The organism is Clostridium magnum DSM 2767, assembly GCF_001623875.1.
Lineage (GTDB): Bacteria > Bacillota > Clostridia > Clostridiales > Clostridiaceae > Clostridium_AM > Clostridium_AM magnum.
The window spans coordinates 169,045-188,431 of record NZ_LWAE01000006.1; the positions used below are offsets into that span (position 1 = coordinate 169,045).

Sequence of the window (19,387 nt, forward strand, 5' to 3'; positions counted from 1 at the left end):
ATGTATGAATATTTGGATAGGAGATACGCTCTTGCAATCTACAGGGTTGCAGAAGAAAATGGAAAAGTAGAGCAGTATTTAGAACAATTAAAAAATATTGTGGCTCTAATAAATGGAGATGAAAATTTCCAAGAACTTATAAAACATCCTCAAGTGAGCACTTCAAGTAAAAAGAAATTATTTGAACAGCTTTTTAAGGGAAAAGTTGAAGATGAGTTATTGTCATTTTTACTTATACTTATAGACAAGGGAAGAATTTTGCAACTTGAAGGAAAACTTAGAGAAATGGAAAAAATTCATCTTGAGAAAGGTAATACAGTTATTGCTAAAGTAAAAACTGTTATTGCTCTTTTAGATGAGGAAAAAAAGAGCTTGGTTGAAAAACTTGAAGCAAAATTTAGTAAAAAGGTATTATTAGAAGAAGAAATTGATTTAAGTATACTTGGTGGAGTTTACGTTCAAGTCGGTAATGAAGTAATAGATGGTACAGTAAAATCCAAGCTTGATGAGATGAAAAAATTAATGCTTAAGAGAGATTAGAGGTGAGCCTATGAACATAAAACCTGAAGAAATAACTTCAATTATAAAACAAGAAATTGAGAAATATGACAAGAAAATAGAGACAGTTGATTCAGGTACAATAATCCAAATAGGTGATGGTATAGCCAGAGTTTATGGCCTTAATGAATGTATGGCTGGAGAACTTCTAGAGTTTCCAAACGATGTATATGCTATGGCTCAAAACCTTGAACAGGACAATGTAGGATGCGTTCTTCTAGGTTCTGAAAAAGGTATAAAAGAAGGGGACATAGTAAAAAGAACTGGAAGAGTTGTTGAAGTGCCAGTTGGAGAAAATATAATAGGAAGAGTTGTAAACTCACTTGGTCAGCCTATAGATGGAAAAGGTCCTATTAAAACTACAGAAACAAAACCAGTTGAACTTGTTGCACCTGGGGTTATAACAAGACAATCAGTTAAGCAACCACTACAAACAGGACTTAAAGCTATAGACTCAATGATTCCTATTGGAAAAGGTCAAAGGGAGCTTATAATAGGAGATAGACAGACAGGTAAAACTGCTATAGCTACAGATACAATAATAAATCAAAAAGGTAAAGATGTAATATGTATATATGTTGCTATAGGACAAAAACAGTCAACAGTAGCACATATAGTTAATAATCTTACTGAAATGGGAGCTATGGATTACACAATAGTTGTATCATCTACAGCTTCAGAAGCAGCACCATTACAGTTTATTGCACCTTATGCAGGCTGTACAATGGGCGAATATTTCATGAATAAGGGAAAAGACGTACTTATTGTATATGATGATTTGTCTAAGCATGCAGTGGCTTATAGAGCAATGTCATTATTACTTCATAGACCACCAGGAAGAGAAGCGTATCCTGGAGATGTATTCTATGTACATTCAAGACTTCTAGAAAGAGCTGCAAAGCTTTCTGATAAGCTTGGTGGAGGATCACTTACAGCTCTTCCAATAATAGAAACTCAAGCAGGAGACGTTACTGCATATATCCCAACTAACGTTATTTCTATAACAGATGGCCAGATATTCCTTGAGTCTGAGTTATTCTATGCAGGACAGAGACCGGCTGTTAATGCTGGTATATCTGTATCCAGAGTTGGTGGTAGTGCACAAATTAAAGCTATGAAGCAGGTAGCAGGATCATTAAGACTTGACCTTGCACAGTATAGAGAACTTGCTGCATTTGCTCAATTTGGTTCAGACCTTGATAAAGAATCAAAGAAAAGACTTGAAAAAGGTAAGAGATTAATGGAAATATTGAAACAACCTCAATATAAACCAGTACCAGTAGAAAAACAAGTTATGATTCTTTTTGCAGGTGTTAAGGAACATTTATTAGATGTTCCAGTAGAAAAAATTGGAGAATTCGAAAATGGATTCATGGAATATATGGATACGCATCATAAGGAGATAGGTCAAGAGATAGTAGAAAAGAAAGCTTTATCTGATGACTTAAGTAAAAGACTTGGTGATGCTATAGAAGAATACAAAAAAATATTTTTAGCAGAGGTATAATTTAATTTTCCCTTTGCGGGAGGTGAAGTATGGCAGGGGCAGGACTTGTTGCGATTAAGCGAAGAATTAAATCAATAACCAGTACCCAAAAAATAACAAAGGCCATGGGACTTATTGCCACCTCTAAACTCAGGAAGGTTAGAAACAAACTTGAGGTAAATGATAAATACTCAAAATCCTTTAGTGCTATCATTAGTGAATTTGTTAAAGGTGCTGAGGAAAAGAGTATTTACATACATGGTAATAAAGGTAGGAAAAAACTTTATATTACACTTAATTCTGATACGGGACTTTGTGGAGGATTTAATGCCATCGTAGTAAATGCAGCTGCAGAACTAATATCTAAGGATAGAGAAAATTCTCTTTTAGTATCAGTAGGACAAAAGGGTAGAATGTACTTTAATAGATTAAAATTTCAAACTACAGCTGAGTATGTAGATATACCTGATGTACCTACGCTAAAGGAAGCAGAGGCCATTACATATAAGGTGCTTGATTTATACCGCAAAAATGAAGTGGGAGAAGTTTATATAGTATATACAAGATTTTTCACTACTGTAAAACAGGTGGTTAACGTAGAAAAAATACTTCCATTGGAGAATAAAGACACTGAAGTAGATAAGCGCTTTGTAAAATTCGAGCCATCTATTGATGAAATGATAGATGATGTAGTAGTCATGCAATTAAAACAGCAAATATTAAATTATATGCTTCATGCAAAAGCCAGTGAACAAGGTTCAAGAATGGCTGCAATGGATGGAGCGACAAAGAATGCTAATGAGTTATTAGATAAGCTAAATCTTAAATACAACAGAGAAAGGCAAGCAGCTATAACTCAAGAAATATCCGAAATAGTCGGAGGAGCCGAAGCTCAAAAGTAAGGAGGGACACTAATGCCAAATGTGGGCAAAGTTGTTCAGGTTATAGGACCTGTAGTAGATATAAAATTCAGTACAGAACACCTTCCTAATATATATAATTCCATAGAAATAACTTTGGGTGACAAGAAGCTTGTAACTGAAGTTGCACAACATATTGGAGACGATATTGTTAGAACTATATCTATGGAAGCAACAGAGGGTTTAAAGAGAGGTATGGATGCAGTGGATACAGGTAATCCAATATCTGTACCAGTTGGAGAACCAGTTTTAGGAAGACTTTTTAATATGCTAGGACAGCCAATAGATGAAGCTGGCGAAGTTGTTTCGGATAAGTATTATCCTATTCATAGACCAGCACCAAGTTTCGAAGATCAATCTGTTAAGCCAGAAATGTTTGAAACAGGTATTAAGGTTATAGACCTTCTTGCACCATATCAAAGAGGTGGAAAGATAGGACTATTTGGTGGTGCCGGCGTTGGTAAAACAGTTCTTATCCAAGAGCTTATAAATAATATAGCTAAAGAACATGGTGGTTTATCTGTATTTACAGGTGTTGGAGAAAGAACAAGAGAAGGTAATGACCTTTATTATGAAATGAAGGAATCTGGAGTTATCGACAAGACTGCTTTGGTATTTGGTCAGATGAATGAGCCACCTGGAGCAAGAATGAGAGTTGCGCTAACAGGACTTACTATGGCTGAATATTTCAGAGATCAAGGCCAAGACGTGCTTTTATTCATAGATAACATATTCAGATTTACACAGGCTGGTTCTGAGGTTTCAGCGCTACTTGGAAGAATACCAAGTGCCGTTGGATATCAGCCAACACTTGCAACTGAGATGGGTGCTCTTCAGGAAAGAATAACATCAACAAAGCAAGGTTCTATTACATCCGTTCAGGCTGTATATGTACCTGCTGATGACTTGACTGACCCAGCACCAGCAACTACATTCTCTCACCTTGATGCTACAACAGTTCTTTCAAGAGCTATAACAGAGCTTGGTATATACCCTGCAGTTGATCCACTAGAGTCAAGTTCAAGAATTCTTGACCCAAGAATAGTAGGAGAAGAGCAGTATGAAGTAGCTTCAGACGTTAAGCATATACTTCAAAGATATAGAGAACTACAAGATATAATAGCGATACTTGGTGTAGATGAGCTTTCAGAAGCAGATAGACTAGTAGTTGTAAGAGCTAGAAGAATTCAAAGATTCTTATCCCAACCCTTCTCTGTTGCTGAACAGTTTACTGGAATGAAGGGTGCATATGTTCCTATAAAGGAAACTATAAGAGGTTTTAAAGAAATACTTGAGGGTAAACATGATAGTTTACCAGAAGCAGCATTCTTATTTGCAGGAACTATTGATGATGTAATTGCAAAAGCAAAAGTAATGATGGAAAGCTAGGTGGTTAATATGGCAGAAGCTTTAAAATTAACTATCCTTACTCCTGAAAGGGAATTTTATAGCGGTGAGATCACAGAAATAATAACTAACAGCACTCAAGGTGGCATAGGAATAATGCTTGATCATATGCCTTTAGTAACAACCTTAAAACCATGTGTTACTGAAATCACTGAAAAAGGTGGCAAAAAGCTTAAGGCATTTACATCTACAGGAATACTGGAAGTAAAAGATAACAATGTTAGAATTCTATGTGATGCTTGTGAGTGGCCAGAAGAAGTTGATTTTAAAAGAGCTGAAGAGGCTAAACAAAGAGCAGAAGATAGATTAGTAAACAAAGACGGTATTGATGTAAAAAGAGCAGAATTGGCGTTAGCTAGAGCACTTGCTAGAACAAAATTAAAATGAAGTGGAAACTTGAATCAGATGAGGGCTACCCTCATCTGATTTTTAGTTGAACGAATCCAGGGACGTACCCGCTCTTTATTCCCTCTTTCATATACGATGGAATATTAGAGCGGGTAGTGATCGGGTAAGTTCATTTTTTCAAACAACAGGGAGTTTAATAGACTTTCTGTTGTTTTTTTATTTCATCTCTTTTTTAAAAAGTTGCACATTTTGCCATACATACTTATATATTGGTAGTATACAAAAACCAAGACAACCCCGTAATAGATAATTGAAAATAAGAATAGTTTATAACCTATAAAATCTACTTAATAGTATTTTTTAGGAGTTATTTCACATTTCTTAAATATCCTTCACTCCCCTATGGTAATTAATTTACAAATCAGTAATAAATTATTCTCTGATAAATTGAATATATCAGGAAATAGTTGTCCATAATTTTAATGGGAACGAAGGGGGTGGAGAACTCTGTAGGGTATAAATTAAGTACAGAGTAGATAGAATGAAAAGAAGATCTAATATACTAAAGGGATTGTTAATACTTACAATCATATTGTTGATGACAGGTTTTTCCTTAACTAAAGGAAACTCAGACATATTTGATGATATTTTAAAAAGAACACATAGTGATACAGTAGAGTATGGTATAACAGCAGAGTTTACAACGGATGAAAATAGAGAAGATATATGTAATGATATATTAAAAGGATTAGACTTTCATGATGGATGGAGTACAAATACATTGAATAATCCACAAGCTTATTGTGTAGAATTTAGGAAAAATAATGTAAATGGTTACATAGAAACTATGCATTATGAAAATCATAGTATTGTAACTATAAGTATTGTAAAGAAAGATAACAAGAATTCATTAGAAGAACTAAAAAGTAAGTTACAACAATGTTTAGGGGATAGAAAAGTAAATGTTAAGTACTTTACGTATCTGAAAGCCAAAGTGCTAAATGATGATATTAATTTAACAAATAAAGATATATTAAAAATCTTAAGGGAACATGGAGCAACTAATATTAATACTATATCTCTACAAAATGGATATAGCACTACAGCCTATACAAAAAGATATGATTCAACTGAAAGTAATGGTGAAAAAATAGATTTTAACTATGCTGTGTGTAAATACTCCTCAGGTAGCTATATTATTATTGGAACGCCTGAACTAATTATAACATACTAGCAATTGTGAATGGAGGATAAATATGAGTAAAATAATAGTTAGGGGAGGAAATATATTAAAAGGTGAGGTAAATATAAGTGCTGCAAAAAACTCAGTATTGCCTATTATCGCTGGATGTATATTAAGTGATGATAAGTGTATAATTGATCAGGCACCTATGTTAGAAGATGTTTTTGTTATAAGTGACGTGCTTAGAAGTGTTTGTGCTGAAATAGATGTAAATAGAAAGGATAGTAGAATTATAATTGATAGTACTGCTATAAAAGATTGCGAACCTGCCGGTGAGCTAGTAAGAAAAATGAGAGGATCGTTTCTACTCATGGGACCTATGATATCTAGATTTGGAAGATTCAAGTTATCTTTACCAGGGGGCTGCAATATAGGAACAAGACCAATAGATTTACACTTAAAGGGATTCAGCGCTCTTGGAGCAGAAGTAAATGTAGGTCATGGATATGTAGAAGCATATGCTAAAAAGCTTATAGGGAGTAAAATCTATCTAGATTTTCCTTCTGTAGGAGCTACTGAAAACATAATGATGGCTGCAGTTATGGCTGAAGGTGAAACCATTATAGAGAATGCAGCAGCAGAACCAGAGATTGAAGATTTAGCAAAGTTTTTGAATAGTATGGGAGCTAATATTATTGGAGCAGGATCAGGAACAATTCGTATTATTGGAGTTAAGAGCTTAAGGGGAACAACACATAGACCAATATATGACAGAATTGAAGCTGGTACCTTTATGATAGCTGCGGCTATAACAAGAAGCAGAATTAAAATTAATGGAGTTAATGAAGAACATCTAAAGCCTGTAATAGCAAAGCTAACTGAAGCTGGTGTTTTTATAAAGATAGAAGGAGATACTATGGTTGTAGATGGAACAGGAGACCTAAAGCCTATTGATATTAAAACCATGCCTTACCCAGGCTTTCCCACTGATATGCAGTCGCAAATTGCAGGATTATTATCTACGGTACATGGAACTAGTATAATAACAGAAACAATTTTTGAAAATCGCTTTATGCATGCTGCTGAAATGAAAAGAATGGGAGCTAATATAAAAATAGATGGAAGAAGCGCTGTTATAGAAGGTGTTAATAAGCTTACAGGTGCAGAAGTTAGAGCAACTGATTTAAGAGCTGGGGCAGCTCTTATATTATGTGGCTTAGCTGCTGAGGGAGAAACTCAAGTTACTGATATATACCATGTAGATAGAGGCTATGTTGACATAGAGAAAAAATTTCAGGGGTTAGATGCTGATATAGAAAGAGTAAATGTATAGAACTCCCCTCTATTAATATATTTATTAAGGGAGAAGATTAGAACAAAAATCTTCTCCTTTTTTCATGGGCTGAAAAATTAGTAATATTCTTGATACATTAAAAATAAACTTATACTGTATTTCACAAAGGAGTTTTAGGAGGTTACGGAATGAGAAGAATTATTATCTCAATACACTTAAAAAGATTTCTTTGGGTAGTTTTAATGAGTATATTTTTTATAGTATCACTCTCAGTATTTATTGTGGGTTTTGGTCAAAATAAAGCTATTATTCCTGAATTTCTTATGAAATCAGATGATATAGTATTTAACGAAGCCAATGGAATACCAAAAATAAAAGTATTTATAACAAAGGAAAATAAAATAGAAGAAATGTTCCTTGAAGAATATGTTAGAGGAGTTGTTTCAGCAGAAATGCCTGTTGAGTTTGCGCCAGAGGCATTAAAATCTCAGGCGGTAGCTGCAAGAACCTTTGCCTTAGCACATATGGAGGAATTTGGAGGAGAAAAATATAAAAGTAATACAGGAGCAAATGTGGATGATACTGTAAAGTGTCAAGTGTTTATTCATAAAGAGGATAGATTAAAGTCTTGGCCTCAAAGTAAAAAAGATGAGTATTGGAATAAGGTAAGTGATGCTGTAAAGGAAACAGCAGGCGAAGTTTTAACTGATGATGGAAAGCTAGTAATGGAACCTTTATTTTTTGCCGTTAGTAGTGGAAAAACAGAAAACAGCTCTGATATTTTTTCAGAGGATGCTTCTTATTTAAAGAGTGTAAGTAGTCCAGGCGAAGAACTAGCACCAAAATATAGAAGTACAGTGAAAGTTTCATATGGGAATTTTATAAGCAAAATTAATGCTGAGTACTCCAATTCAGGACTAACAACAGCAACATTAAAAAATAGTGTAGAGATAAAAAGCAGAAACGAGGGTGGATCAGTAAAAGAAATTAAAGTAGGCAGGATAACTTTATCTGGAGTTAAATTTAGAAGTATCATGGGACTGAACTCGGCTAATTTTAACATAAAATTCAATTCCAGTAATATAGAAATAAGTTGCATTGGTTATGGTCATGGTGTCGGTATGAGTCAGTGGGGAGCTAATGCTATGGCTAAATCAGGAAAAAGCTACAAAGATATATTAGAACATTATTATAAAGGGACAAAGATTACTAGTATTAATAGTTTTAGAAATTAATAAAGTATATATGCCCACAGCTGAAACTTGACTTATACCAGGGATATTTTATTCCTAATTGATAAAATTTAGTTAAGAGTTAAGAATTGAGAATTAAGAGTTATGGATGATTTTCTTTCGCTAAATCTACAGAAAATCTAAATTTAATACCATCGGAGCTTTGCTTCAATGAAATGGAAACTTGAATTAAAAATTTTTCGAAACAAAGTGGAGAAAAATTATCCTTCACTCTTAACTCTTCGTTCTTAATTCTTAACTTATACTCCGGCATATAACTGCTTGGATGAATTCTTTCATAATAGGGAGTATTAGAGCGTATAGTTATAAGATAAAAGATAGAATTGGAAACTTTTGCGAGGTTTCTAATCCTATCTTTTATTTGTCAAAAAAACATGAAAATAATAGAAAAAAAATTTCATAAAATATGTATTTTTTACTGTGCTCTGGACAAACTACAAAAAGGAGGTGTTCGTATGGACAAAAAATTTTTCAACAAAACATTAAATTTCTTTAAAAGGGAGGGATTTTATGTAGTATTATTTGTCTGCTTATGTGTAGTAGCTACCGTAGCTGTTTTAACTGCAAAAAACAATAAACATATAGATAATACAGCAGTTAAGCAAAGTAATGCAGTACAACAGAATTCAAGTAAAGAAGTTGCTAAGTCTGGTAATGAGCCTTCTTTAAATTATGATAATGCTCTTCAAGTAAAGAAAGGTAGTAATTCTGAAACTGTTGCTCCTAAGACTGGAGAAAGTTCACAAGGAGTTTCTAATTCAGTAAATACTAGTTTTCAAAAACCTGTAGAAGGAAGTATAGCAAGAGCTTATTCCGAAGATCCTGTTTACTGGGAATCAACAGCTAGTTATAGACCTAATTTAGGCTATGATATAAAGTCCGATTTAGGAAAACCTGTAGTTGCTACAATGGATGGAAAGGTAGAGTCAGTTAATAGTGCTACACAAGATGGAGTAGAAATTGTTATAAATCATCAAAATGGATTAAAAACAGTTTATTCTAACTTAGATTCCAAAGTAAAAGTTACAAAAGGTCAATCAGTAACTAAAGGAACAGTTATAGGCTCAGTTGGTAAAACAACATTAAGATCAGCTTATGAAAAGTATGGTGACCATTTGCACTTTGCAATTTTAAAGGGAAAAGACTTTGTTGATCCCGCAAAATATTTAAAGTATTAATAATTAGCCATTTTCCGAGAAGTTTATCCGATGACTACCCGCTCTAATACTCCCTCTTCTCTAAGAGGGAGTAAAGAGCGGCTACGTCCCTGGATTCGTTCGACTAAGAATCAGATGGGGGTTAGATGCCTAAATGGCATTTAACGGGCAATGCCCCGGAGTCGAAGACAGACCCCACCTGATTCAAGTCTTAACTTCATCGGAAAATGGCCCATAAAATGAATTTAAAAATGCGAAACAGCATATTTATAAATATAGAAGGATTAAGGAGGTACCACGTTGAAAGATTACATTGAAGAAAGAGTTTTAGAAGTAGCAAAATATATTATAGGATCAAAAGCTACAATAAGAAAAACAGCGAAAGTTTTTGGAGTAAGCAAAAGTACCATACACAAAGATATGACAGAAAGGTTACCTAAAATAAATCCTCAAATTGCCGAAGAAGCTAAAATTATTTTGGATTATAATAAAGCAGAAAGACATATAAGAGGCGGTAAAGCAACTAAAATGAAATATAAAGCTATTGAAGGTTAAAAACATTCCTATTATAATTGAAATGTGAATATATAATAAAAATAGACATATTTCATGTTTTTATTATAAAAAATGTGGGGAAGAGTAGGAGTGAAAAAGGAATGTTTTTTAGTATAGGAACCGATATGGGAATTGATTTGGGTACAGCCACAGTTCTTGTTTATATTAAAGGCAAGGGCGTAATATTAAAAGAACCTTCAGTTGTTGCTATAGATAAAAATAAAAATAAGGTACTAGCTGTAGGAGAAGAAGCATGGCAAATGATTGGTAGGACGCCTGGTAATATTGTGGCGATTCGTCCATTAAGGGATGGGGTTATATCTGATTATGATATAACAGAAAAAATGTTAAAGTATTTTATATCAAAAGCTTGTGGCAAAAGAAGAATGTCGGCCCCTAGGGTTGTAGTATGTGTACCTTGTGAAGCTACAGAAGTGGAAAAGAGAGCTGTAATTGATGCAGCTAAGAATGCTGGGGCGAAAAAAGTTTTTTTAATAGAAGAGCCTTTAGCAGCTGCTATTGGAGCAGGTATTGATATCACAAAAGCAAGTGGAAACATGGTTATTGACATTGGTGGAGGTACTACTGATATTGCGGTTATTTCTTTAGGGGGAATAGTTGTAAGATCATCTATCAAGGTTGCGGGAGACAAGTTCGATGAGGCAATCATGCGATATATAAGGAAAGAACATAAGTTGATGATTGGAGAAAGAACTGCAGAAGACTTAAAAATAAATATTGGATCTGCATTTGAGAGAGAAGAAAAAGTGATTATGGAAATAAGAGGAAGGGACCTGATTTCAGGTCTTCCCAAGAATATAACAGTATCCTCAGATGAGATGAGGGAAGCATTAAGAGAAACTGTAAATGCAATAGCAGAAATAACTCATGCAGTACTAGAAAAAACACCACCGGAATTGGCAGCAGATATAGCTGATAAAGGTATAATGATGACTGGTGGGGGAGCCTTATTAAACGGACTTAGTAATTTGATACAAGAAGTAACAAAAGTACCGGTATATGTAGCTGATGATGCAGTGTCCTGTGTGGCAATGGGAACAGGTAAAGTTTTGGAATACTTAGATAAAATGGAAGTTACATTTATTGGTGATGATATAACTTTAATAGATTAATGATAGAAAAGCAAAATCCTAAATTATTATTTGGATTTTGCTTTTCTATTTAAGTTATTTCAGTAAGATAATAGGAATGGATTAAAGCATGAGTTATAACTTTAGCCATACTTAGCACTAAGTTTAATCGTATATTATTACTATTAAATATCTCGTCATTATCATTAGAATCTACTATGCCTATTATAGAAGTATCGCCAACGTTGGGTAAAGACTTTCCTACCCCTTTTCCTGGATGAACTGGATAGTCCCTAGCTTGAATCTCGCCTATACTGTCTGAATCGCCAAGACATGCATCTATACCTATGATATTACTGCCAGTGTGCAATAGCTTGATTTCATTTAACTTTTTATCAATATTTAAAGCGTGTATAGGGTCTGAAACTGTGCCATATACAGGTAGGGGGAAATTTTTAGATTTTAGTAGTGTTCCTACTAAGGGGCCAAGGCAATCCCCTATGCATCTATCAGTCCCGATACATACTATAATTGTATCCTTGTTAATATAATCCTTTAAAAAGTATGCAAGTTCATAATACGATAATGGATTCTTAAAATCAGCCCTTATTCTATTCAATAGATACACCTCCTTGATAATTTATATGAACTAAATTTATGAAATATTAAGCTAATAAGAATAAAAATTTAATTTTAAGAGATAATAACATAGGTGCAAGGAGGGTGTGTTTATGAATAAAAAAATTCAATCATGTATTGTGATTTTATTTACAGTAATTAGTATTTTAATAATGATATTCTCAGATAAAATAAATGACGAAACAAATTTCATCAAGAGTAAAATTTTAGTGATAAATAAAAAATACATTAATTTAGAAAAACAAAGTGATAACCAGTTAAAAAATAAAGATACAAACAATGAGGATAATGCAAATAAAAAAATTGAAGTACATAAAGATACTACTACAAGTAATATCACAGCCTCAGCTGTTACATCAGAACAATATAAAAAGTTTAAAATGGAGAAAATGAATGAAGAATTAGCACAGGATAAGGAAGATTTTTTTAGCGAAGGTAATGTAAAAGAGAATGCAGACAAACAGGTTAACTCATCAGATCGTAAAAAAAGTTCAGTGAAGCAAACTAAGGGTGAAGATTCAGCTAAACCAGATAATAAAGCTGTTAATGATAAAACCGGTGGATCCAAAGAAGATGTGTCAGTATTTAAAGTTTCTAGATCTCAAATTAATGATAGTTTAACCCTTTCTGATAAAACAAAGCTTTTGTCAATAGCTAGCAAGCTATCAGCTATTGATTATGAGAAGGTGAGAAAATATCTGCAAAGCGGCAGTGATCAAGATATAAAGAATACTGTTAAATTACTTAAGGAAAGGCTATCTGAAAAGGATTATGATAAGGCGAAAGAAGTTGCACAAAAAATTATAAATATGGATGTAGTAGAGCAATGAAACAAAACTTTAGTATGAAAGGGAGACTTGAATCAGGTGGGAGTATTAGAACAGGTAGTCACCGGATATAAGGATCAATCCTAGATAGCTGTAAGTTAACATGAGAAAAGTAGCTTCATCAAGTTATATTGGTGAAGTTATTTTTGTTCATCACAAATTTCAATTAATTAGATTTCTGAAGCAAAATGGATATATAGGAAGTTATAGTGGTGTAAAATTGACAGATGGCGTTAAATGGCTTAAAATGGCGTTTGAAAATAGTCTTGTAACAGTGTATACTAATCCATGTTGAAGCGATTAGGAAGCCACAAAACAACAAAATGTAATGAGCTGGCATAGCTCAGCAGGTAGAGCAACTGACTTGTAATCAGTAGGTCGCGAGTTCGATTCTTGCTGCCAGCACCAAAAAAAAATACGGAGGAATTCCCGAGTGGCCAAAGGGGGCAGACTGTAAATCTGTTATCGTTGATTTCGATGGTTCGAATCCATCTTCCTCCACCATTATATGTATGGGCGCATAGCTCAGCTGGGAGAGCATCTGCCTTACAAGCAGAGGGTCACAGGTTCGAGCCCTGTTGTGCCCACCATACAAACAAATATTATTAAGCTGGCATAGCTCAGCAGGTAGAGCAACTGACTTGTAATCAGTAGGTCGCGAGTTCGATTCTTGCTGCCAGCACCACAAAAAAATATGGAGGAATTCCCGAGTGGCCAAAGGGGGCAGACTGTAAATCTGTTATCGTTGATTTCGATGGTTCGAATCCATCTTCCTCCACCATAGATAAAGCACTTTTTAAGTGTTTTATTTTTTTAGAACAAAAGAAAAAGTGAATAAAGCTCTTATCAAGAGAGGTGGAGGGAAAGGGCCCTATGAAACCCGGCAACCAGCATTTAGGCTAAGGTGCCAATTCCTGCAGCAAAATCCTGCAAGATAAGAGAGTCGTTAAGATTATTTAACCTCTTCTTATTGAAGAGGTTTTATTTTTGTAAAATGGAGGTATAAATTATGAGAAGATTGTTTACATCTGAATCGGTTACTGAAGGGCATCCAGATAAAATCTGTGATCAAATTTCAGACGCTATTCTTGATTCTATATTAGAACAGGATCCAAATGGAAGAGTAGCTTGTGAAACAACAGTTACTACAGGTATGGTTATGGTTATGGGGGAAATATCAACTAAATGTTATGTTGATATTCCTAAAGTAGTTAGAAAGACTGTAGCAGAAATAGGATACACAAGAGCTAAGTTTGGTTTTGACTGTGATACATGTGCGGTTATGACAACTATAGATGAACAGTCAGCAGATATAGCAATGGGAGTAGATGAAGCCCTTGAATCTAAGATGGGTGAAATGGATAAAATGGAAGCAATAGGTGCAGGAGACCAAGGAATGATGTTTGGTTTTGCTACAAACGAAACAGCAGAATATATGCCTATGCCAATAAATATGGCACACAAGCTTTCAAGAAGACTATCAGAAGTAAGAAAGAATGAAACACTAAAATACTTAAGACCAGATGGAAAGACACAGGTTACTATAGAATATGAAAATGATAGACCTGTTAGAGTGGATACTATTGTAATATCAACTCAACATGATCCAGATGTAACTCGTGAACAAATAGAAAAAGATATGCTAGAGCATGTAATAAAGCCTGTTATATCAGCAGAACTTTTAGATGACAAAACTAGATATTTCATAAATCCAACAGGAAGATTTGTTGTTGGAGGTCCTCAGGGAGACTCAGGATTAACAGGAAGAAAGATTATAGTTGATACATATGGCGGATCAGGAAGACATGGTGGTGGAGCGTTCTCTGGAAAAGATCCAACTAAGGTTGATAGATCAGCTGCATACGCTGCAAGATGGGTTGCTAAAAACCTTGTTGCTGCAGGAGTTGCAGATAAGTTAGAAATTCAGCTTGCTTATGCAATAGGTGTTGCTAAACCTGTATCAATTACAGTAGATACTTTTGGCACAGGTAAAATAGAAGCTGACAAGATTATTGATATAGTAAATAAAGTATTTGATTTAAGACCAGCAGCTATAATAAGAGACCTAGATTTAAAGAGACCAATCTATAGACAGGTAGCAGCTTATGGACACTTTGGAAGAACTGATATCGATGTTCCATGGGAAAAATTAAATAAAGTTGAAGAAATAAAAAAATTCCTATAGAAGAAAGTTCCTATGCTTAATGCATAGGAACTTTTTAATTAAACAGATGAAAAGTTTAACATTTACATGTTATGGATATGTTATAATATGAAGAGATAATTAAGAGAAATACAAGATGAAATGGGAGAGGTCTTATGCAGGAAATACAGGGCATTGTGGAGGATATAGTATTTCAGAATGAAGAGAATGGTTATGTAGTAGCCAGAATTAAGGAAAAAAAAGAAAGTATAACAATAGTAGGATGTATACCATATATATTAGAAGGTCAAAACCTGAAACTATTTGGTGAGTGGGTTCTGCATCCTCAATTTGGACAGCAATTTAAAGTAAATGGTTGTGAAGAAATAGTACCTAGCTCAATTGTAGGTATAGAAAGGTATTTATCTTCAGGAATAATATCTGGAATAGGTCCTGTTACTGCAAAAAAGATTGTGGAAAAGTTTGGGGAAGAGACTTTAAATATATTAGATACGAATATAGAACGATTAAAAGAAATAGAAGGTATAGGAGCGAAAAAAATAGCTCTAATATGCGAGTCATATGCAAAGCAGAATGAAGTAAGAAATATAATGATTTTTTTACAAACATATGGAGTAACACCAAACCAATGTGTAAAAATTCATAAAAGGTTTGGGGAGAATTCCATAAAAACTGTGAAAGAAAATCCTTATGTACTAACGGATGAGATAGCAGGAATAGGCTTTAAAACTGCAGATAAAATTGCCAGAAGCTTAGGGATTGAATCCAATTCATCTTTTAGGATACAAAGTGGTATAAAATACTTAATAAATCAATTTTGTGGCTTTGGAAACACATATGTACCTCTAGAAATACTCATAAAAGATTGTGTTGATATACTTGGAGTATCAAAAGAGGAGATTGAGGAAAATATATATGATAGTTCTGTAAATGGTAAGTTAAAATTAGAAAAAGTTGATGATAAAGTTTGTGTCTTTTCTATTTCTTATTACTATTGTGAACTTGGAGTTACAAAAAAAGTGCTTTCCTTAGCTTTGAGTAAGTATGATGATATGGGAATAAATGTAGATGAAGAAATAAAGGCTTTTGAGGTAAATAATTGTATAGAATTTGCTCCTTCTCAAAAAGAGGCAATACGGGGAGCAATAGAAAATGGAGTTGAAATAATAACAGGGGGACCTGGTACAGGTAAAACTACAATAATTAATTGTATAACCGAAATATTTGAAAAAGCTAGTTTGAAGGTTTATATGAGTGCACCTACAGGAAGGGCAGCTAAGAGGATGACAGAAGCCACAGGAAGAGAGTCGAAAACTATACATAGGCTTTTGGAAATGGGGATAAGTGATGAAAATGAAAATTTGATGTTTTCAAGAGGTGAGGAAGCACCTTTAGAGTGTGATGTAATTATAATAGATGAAGCTTCTATGATAGACATAATACTTATGAATAATCTTCTTAAAGCAGTATCGCTAGGAACAAGAATTATAATTGTAGGAGATGTAGATCAGTTACCATCAGTGGGACCAGGTAATGTACTTAGGGACTTAATTGAAAGTAAGTGTATAAAAGTAGTAAGATTGAAAGAGATTTTTAGACAATCCCAAGAAAGTATGATTGTTGTAAACGCCCATAAAATTAATGAAGGAGAAATGCCTATATTAAATAAAAAAGATAAGGATTTTTTCTTTATACAATGTGAAGAGCCTAATAAAATTTTGGATACTGTAATATCTCTCATAGATAAAAGACTTCCTAAATTTAATGCCAGTTGGAATAAAATGCATCATATACAAATACTCTCACCTATGCGAAAAGGAATGCTAGGTATTTCTAACCTAAATAAAAGCCTTCAAGATATTCTAAACCCTAAAAATGAAGGGAAGAAAGAAAAAGAATTTAAAGATATGATATTTAGAGTCGGTGACAAAATAATGCAAACTAAAAATAACTATATGCTAAAATGGGAAAGAATAGCTGGTGAAGGTGAAAAGGAAGGCGTAGGTATCTTTAATGGAGATGTCGGGTATATAGACAGTATAGATGAAGAAAAACAGACACTGACGGTAGTATTTGATGAGGAAAGAAAAGTTATATATGAAAATGTATATTTAGATGAAATTGATTTAGCTTATGCTATAACTATCCACAAAAGTCAAGGAAGTGAATTTCCTGTTGTTATTATACCTATGTTTATGGGGCCGCCATTACTAATGAATAGAAATCTGCTGTATACTGCAATAACTAGGGCAAAACAACTAGTGGTTTTAGTAGGAGATTTGAAAGCCGTTCAATTTATGATAAACAACAATAAAAGCTTTGAAAGGTATTCGCTATTAAAATATAGAATAATGGACATAATGGAGAGTGAAGAGGATGTTCTTATTCAAGAAGAAGAATCTAAGTAATGAAAAAGAAAAGGTAGGAAACGACATACTAAACTGGAGTGCTGGAAATGAACGTTTTCTTAATGTAATATCTACCCCATGTAATTCTGCAGAAATATTTTTAAAGGTAATGTTGTATTATGTGGAAAGAAACAAAAAGATCATATATATCACTAATGAAAGTTATGATGATGTTAATATACTTAATGTAATAAAAAAGTATACAGATTTTAGAGATTACACCTATATAAAAAGCTTAAAAACAAGTATTAATTCTAGCTTGAAAATATGTAACTTTACAAATGCCCTTCAGTTAAAGGAGAAATTTGATTTGGTTATATATGATGACATAAGGAGCTTTCCAAGTCATGATAAATATGAAATATTAGATTTGATATATAAAATATCTAATGAAGATTCAAGATTAATAGTCTATTCTATAGAACCTGTATTAAAAAACAATAGAGAATTGGTATTGCCAATTAAGGATAATAGAATTCCTATAATTGAGCCAAGGACTATATTAACAAGAATAGATATCAATAGAGATATACCCTTTGTTATATATGATTATTTAAGATGGTCTATAGACTCTGATAGAAAAGTCATAATATGTGTTCCAGATGAGAAAAAGCTAGAAAATGTTTATTTTTATATTAATAATTATTGTCGTAATATCAGTAAAAACATAATTTGTTTTAGAAAAGGCAAAGCTGATAAAAAGCTGATTGCCAATTTTCAAAAAATGAAAAAAGTTATTGTTATTACTAATGACTTTGAAAATGTTTTTCCTAATTCTGCAAATGTAGATGTCATGGTTTATTTTGCTGACGATTTACGATTTAATTATAAAAAGCTTACCTATTTTTGTGGAAGTGTGGGGAGAAGTGAAAGGTATTGGAAAGGAGAGGTTATATTTTTAGCTAATGAGGAGACAGAAGACATGGAAAAAGCAAAAAGTATAACTAGAAATTTTAATAAAGAGGCATGGGAAATGGGATTGTTAAAAATCTAAAATTTATATGGGATTGTATTTTACAGGTAATATACCCCACTGATGAAAAATGTATCTTATGTGCAGAGGATACAAACGAAGATAATCTTATTTGCACTGAATGTGAAAGAAGTATAAAGTTTTGTGAAGATATTTTTACTATAGAACAAAATAATACTAGGTTTAGATATTATAGTATATCATACTATTCTGGTAACATGATGGAACTCATATTGAGGCTAAAATATAAAAGTGATTTTAGGGCTGGAGAGGTTATAGCTAAGTATATGATAGATGTAATAAAGTCTAATGATATTCAGTTTGATTTTATATCATATATTCCTATGACAAAGACATCTATGAGAAAAAGAGGTTATAACCAAAGTGAATATTTAGCTACAGTTATTAGCAATGAAATCAATAGACCAGTAATTCATTGTTTAGACAAAATAAAACAAACAAAGGATCAAATTGGATTAAATGGAATTGAAAGATGGAATAATGTCCTTAATAGTTTTAAAATTATTGATAAAAATATTATTATAAATAAAAAAATTTTATTGGTAGATGATGTTTTAACCACTGGTGCTACTGCATTTAGCTGTGCATATGAGTTATTAAAATGTAATGCTGGAGAAATTACCATATTGACTGGAGCGAAAAGTAGAGTATAATTTTATTATATTGAGTTAGGTTTGTGGTTGAAAATCGATGCCAGTCGCAGGCGAAACGATCCACGTAAGTTAGATAAAATGTTTAATGAGCATGGTGCGGTTTAGAGGTAAGTCCTGCCGTTTTACAAGGCGAGAGTGTTAGTAGTGAGAGGTTAATTCCGGGTAGCAAAAGCTCCAGCAGGCGAGTGTGGGGTCAAAGACCAGGTCAACTAGCTTAATATTTAAAATTAAAGTTATTAATTAAAAAAATTAATAACTTTAATTTTTTTTTGAGTTTTGAACATAATACTAATGTAGATATAAAATAAAAAAAGTTATATAGAGTATTTAAAAAAATAGTATTTTATAAATTTACGCAATATTTTGTTAATTCTCACATTATCCTCTTGTAATTTATCGTAAACAGTATTAAAATAGAGTTAACAAAAATTAAATGTACAACCATAAAAT

19 protein-coding genes, 5 tRNA genes and 1 riboswitch are annotated in these 19,387 nt (G+C 33.1%); of the genes, 22 read left to right on the forward strand and 2 right to left on the reverse strand.

Features of this window, described 5'->3' with window-relative positions; translation table 11 throughout:
- From CLMAG_RS21760 to spoIID, 8 genes are all read left to right on the forward strand, one after another.
- Positions 1-540, forward strand: a complete 540-nt coding sequence (locus CLMAG_RS21760; RefSeq protein WP_066627465.1) for a F0F1 ATP synthase subunit delta — start codon at positions 1-3, stop codon at positions 538-540.
- A 10-nt stretch (positions 541-550) separates the two neighbouring features.
- On the forward strand, positions 551-2,065 hold the full coding sequence (gene atpA / locus CLMAG_RS21765) for a F0F1 ATP synthase subunit alpha (protein WP_066627467.1): 1,515 nt from the start codon (positions 551-553) through the stop codon (positions 2,063-2,065).
- A gap of 29 nt (positions 2,066-2,094) precedes the next feature.
- Positions 2,095-2,946, forward strand: coding sequence for an ATP synthase F1 subunit gamma (gene atpG / locus CLMAG_RS21770; RefSeq protein ID WP_066627469.1), 852 nt, complete (start codon positions 2,095-2,097; stop codon positions 2,944-2,946).
- Between the two features lie 12 nt (positions 2,947-2,958).
- On the forward strand, positions 2,959-4,353 hold the full coding sequence (atpD, locus tag CLMAG_RS21775; protein WP_066627473.1) for a F0F1 ATP synthase subunit beta: 1,395 nt from the start codon (positions 2,959-2,961) through the stop codon (positions 4,351-4,353).
- 9 nt (positions 4,354-4,362) lie between these two features.
- Positions 4,363-4,758 carry a F0F1 ATP synthase subunit epsilon gene (locus CLMAG_RS21780; RefSeq protein WP_066627476.1) on the forward strand — a complete coding sequence of 132 codons (396 nt, stop codon included), beginning with the start codon at positions 4,363-4,365 and terminating at the stop codon, positions 4,756-4,758.
- 502 nt (positions 4,759-5,260) lie between these two features.
- Positions 5,261-5,953, forward strand: a complete 693-nt coding sequence (locus tag CLMAG_RS21785) for a YwmB family TATA-box binding protein (protein WP_066627478.1) — start codon at positions 5,261-5,263, stop codon at positions 5,951-5,953.
- A 22-nt stretch (positions 5,954-5,975) separates the two neighbouring features.
- A complete protein-coding gene (gene murA, locus CLMAG_RS21790) occupies positions 5,976-7,235 on the forward strand; it encodes a UDP-N-acetylglucosamine 1-carboxyvinyltransferase (protein ID WP_066627480.1) in 1,260 nt (419 codons plus the stop codon).
- A gap of 149 nt (positions 7,236-7,384) precedes the next feature.
- Positions 7,385-8,431, forward strand: a complete 1,047-nt coding sequence (gene spoIID, locus CLMAG_RS21795; protein WP_066627482.1) for a stage II sporulation protein D — start codon at positions 7,385-7,387, stop codon at positions 8,429-8,431.
- Between the two features lie 100 nt (positions 8,432-8,531).
- Here spoIID and CLMAG_RS32640 read toward each other — a convergent pair whose 3' ends face one another.
- Complete coding sequence (locus tag CLMAG_RS32640; protein ID WP_161487019.1) at positions 8,532-8,702, reverse strand: hypothetical protein; 171 nt, start codon at positions 8,700-8,702, stop codon at positions 8,532-8,534.
- A gap of 202 nt (positions 8,703-8,904) precedes the next feature.
- Between CLMAG_RS32640 and CLMAG_RS21800 the strand changes: the two genes are divergently transcribed.
- The 3 genes from CLMAG_RS21800 (at position 8,905) to mreB (ending at position 11,294) form a co-directional block, all read left to right on the forward strand.
- Positions 8,905-9,627, forward strand: a complete 723-nt coding sequence (locus CLMAG_RS21800; RefSeq protein ID WP_066627485.1) for a M23 family metallopeptidase — start codon at positions 8,905-8,907, stop codon at positions 9,625-9,627.
- Positions 9,628-9,906: 279 nt separating this feature from the next.
- Positions 9,907-10,161, forward strand: a complete 255-nt coding sequence (gene spoIIID / locus CLMAG_RS21805) for a sporulation transcriptional regulator SpoIIID (protein ID WP_066627492.1) — start codon at positions 9,907-9,909, stop codon at positions 10,159-10,161.
- A gap of 101 nt (positions 10,162-10,262) precedes the next feature.
- Positions 10,263-11,294, forward strand: coding sequence for a rod shape-determining protein (mreB, locus tag CLMAG_RS21810; RefSeq protein WP_066627495.1), 1,032 nt, complete (start codon positions 10,263-10,265; stop codon positions 11,292-11,294).
- A gap of 49 nt (positions 11,295-11,343) precedes the next feature.
- On the opposite strand, the gene yyaC is transcribed toward mreB, so the two are convergent.
- Complete coding sequence (gene yyaC / locus CLMAG_RS21815; RefSeq protein WP_423231092.1) at positions 11,344-11,880, reverse strand: spore protease YyaC; 537 nt, start codon at positions 11,878-11,880, stop codon at positions 11,344-11,346.
- Positions 11,881-11,983: 103 nt separating this feature from the next.
- Between yyaC and CLMAG_RS21820 the strand changes: the two genes are divergently transcribed.
- The 11 genes from CLMAG_RS21820 to CLMAG_RS21870 all read left to right on the forward strand — a co-directional run bounded on the left by CLMAG_RS21820 (position 11,984) and on the right by CLMAG_RS21870 (position 18,937).
- Entirely contained in the window at positions 11,984-12,721 is a 738-nt protein-coding gene (locus CLMAG_RS21820; RefSeq protein ID WP_066627501.1) for a hypothetical protein, read from the forward strand.
- Between the two features lie 100 nt (positions 12,722-12,821).
- Positions 12,822-13,013, forward strand: coding sequence for a hypothetical protein (locus CLMAG_RS21825; protein ID WP_066627507.1), 192 nt, complete (start codon positions 12,822-12,824; stop codon positions 13,011-13,013).
- 37 nt (positions 13,014-13,050) lie between these two features.
- A tRNA-Thr gene (locus tag CLMAG_RS21830) sits at positions 13,051-13,126 on the forward strand.
- A gap of 11 nt (positions 13,127-13,137) precedes the next feature.
- Positions 13,138-13,222 (forward strand) — tRNA-Tyr (locus CLMAG_RS21835).
- A gap of 10 nt (positions 13,223-13,232) precedes the next feature.
- Positions 13,233-13,308: transfer RNA gene (locus CLMAG_RS21840), tRNA-Val, on the forward strand.
- A 19-nt stretch (positions 13,309-13,327) separates the two neighbouring features.
- Positions 13,328-13,403 (forward strand) — tRNA-Thr (locus CLMAG_RS21845).
- Between the two features lie 11 nt (positions 13,404-13,414).
- Positions 13,415-13,499 (forward strand) — tRNA-Tyr (locus tag CLMAG_RS21850).
- A 59-nt stretch (positions 13,500-13,558) separates the two neighbouring features.
- A riboswitch (SAM riboswitch) is annotated at positions 13,559-13,659 on the forward strand.
- A gap of 68 nt (positions 13,660-13,727) precedes the next feature.
- Positions 13,728-14,903, forward strand: coding sequence for a methionine adenosyltransferase (gene metK / locus CLMAG_RS21855; protein WP_066627509.1), 1,176 nt, complete (start codon positions 13,728-13,730; stop codon positions 14,901-14,903).
- A 134-nt stretch (positions 14,904-15,037) separates the two neighbouring features.
- Positions 15,038-17,290, forward strand: a complete 2,253-nt coding sequence (recD2, locus tag CLMAG_RS21860) for an SF1B family DNA helicase RecD2 (protein WP_066627511.1) — start codon at positions 15,038-15,040, stop codon at positions 17,288-17,290.
- Positions 17,259-18,284: a hypothetical protein gene (locus CLMAG_RS21865; RefSeq protein WP_066627514.1), complete on the forward strand. Its 1,026-nt coding sequence runs from the start codon at positions 17,259-17,261 to the stop codon at positions 18,282-18,284. The genes recD2 and CLMAG_RS21865 overlap by 32 nt, the downstream gene beginning before the upstream one ends.
- Entirely contained in the window at positions 18,257-18,937 is a 681-nt protein-coding gene (locus CLMAG_RS21870) for a ComF family protein (RefSeq protein ID WP_066627516.1), read from the forward strand. Before CLMAG_RS21865 ends, CLMAG_RS21870 begins: the two co-directional genes overlap by 28 nt.
- Positions 18,938-19,387 lie beyond the last annotated feature (450 nt).

Bases quoted from the DNA above. Each gene is read 5' to 3' on its own strand.
- CLMAG_RS21870 (WP_066627516.1), top strand. From the start codon at position 18,257: ATGGGAAATGGGATTGTTAAAAATCTAAAATTTATATGGGATTGTATT.
- atpA (WP_066627467.1), top strand. From the start codon at position 551: ATGAACATAAAACCTGAAGAAATAACTTCAATTATAAAACAAGAAATT.
- recD2 (WP_066627511.1), top strand. From the start codon at position 15,038: ATGCAGGAAATACAGGGCATTGTGGAGGATATAGTATTTCAGAATGAA.
- metK (WP_066627509.1), top strand. From the start codon at position 13,728: ATGAGAAGATTGTTTACATCTGAATCGGTTACTGAAGGGCATCCAGAT.
- CLMAG_RS21865 (WP_066627514.1), top strand. From the start codon at position 17,259: ATGTTCTTATTCAAGAAGAAGAATCTAAGTAATGAAAAAGAAAAGGTA.
- CLMAG_RS21785 (WP_066627478.1), top strand. From the start codon at position 5,261: ATGAAAAGAAGATCTAATATACTAAAGGGATTGTTAATACTTACAATC.
- CLMAG_RS21780 (WP_066627476.1), top strand. From the start codon at position 4,363: ATGGCAGAAGCTTTAAAATTAACTATCCTTACTCCTGAAAGGGAATTT.
- atpG (WP_066627469.1), top strand. From the start codon at position 2,095: ATGGCAGGGGCAGGACTTGTTGCGATTAAGCGAAGAATTAAATCAATA.
- mreB (WP_066627495.1), top strand. From the start codon at position 10,263: ATGTTTTTTAGTATAGGAACCGATATGGGAATTGATTTGGGTACAGCC.
- spoIID (WP_066627482.1), top strand. From the start codon at position 7,385: ATGAGAAGAATTATTATCTCAATACACTTAAAAAGATTTCTTTGGGTA.
- CLMAG_RS21800 (WP_066627485.1), top strand. From the start codon at position 8,905: ATGGACAAAAAATTTTTCAACAAAACATTAAATTTCTTTAAAAGGGAG.
- atpD (WP_066627473.1), top strand. From the start codon at position 2,959: ATGCCAAATGTGGGCAAAGTTGTTCAGGTTATAGGACCTGTAGTAGAT.
- CLMAG_RS21825 (WP_066627507.1), top strand. From the start codon at position 12,822: ATGAGAAAAGTAGCTTCATCAAGTTATATTGGTGAAGTTATTTTTGTT.
- CLMAG_RS21760 (WP_066627465.1), top strand. From the start codon at position 1: ATGTATGAATATTTGGATAGGAGATACGCTCTTGCAATCTACAGGGTT.
- CLMAG_RS32640 (WP_161487019.1), bottom strand. From the start codon at position 8,702: ATGCCGGAGTATAAGTTAAGAATTAAGAACGAAGAGTTAAGAGTGAAG.
- murA (WP_066627480.1), top strand. From the start codon at position 5,976: ATGAGTAAAATAATAGTTAGGGGAGGAAATATATTAAAAGGTGAGGTA.
- CLMAG_RS21820 (WP_066627501.1), top strand. From the start codon at position 11,984: ATGAATAAAAAAATTCAATCATGTATTGTGATTTTATTTACAGTAATT.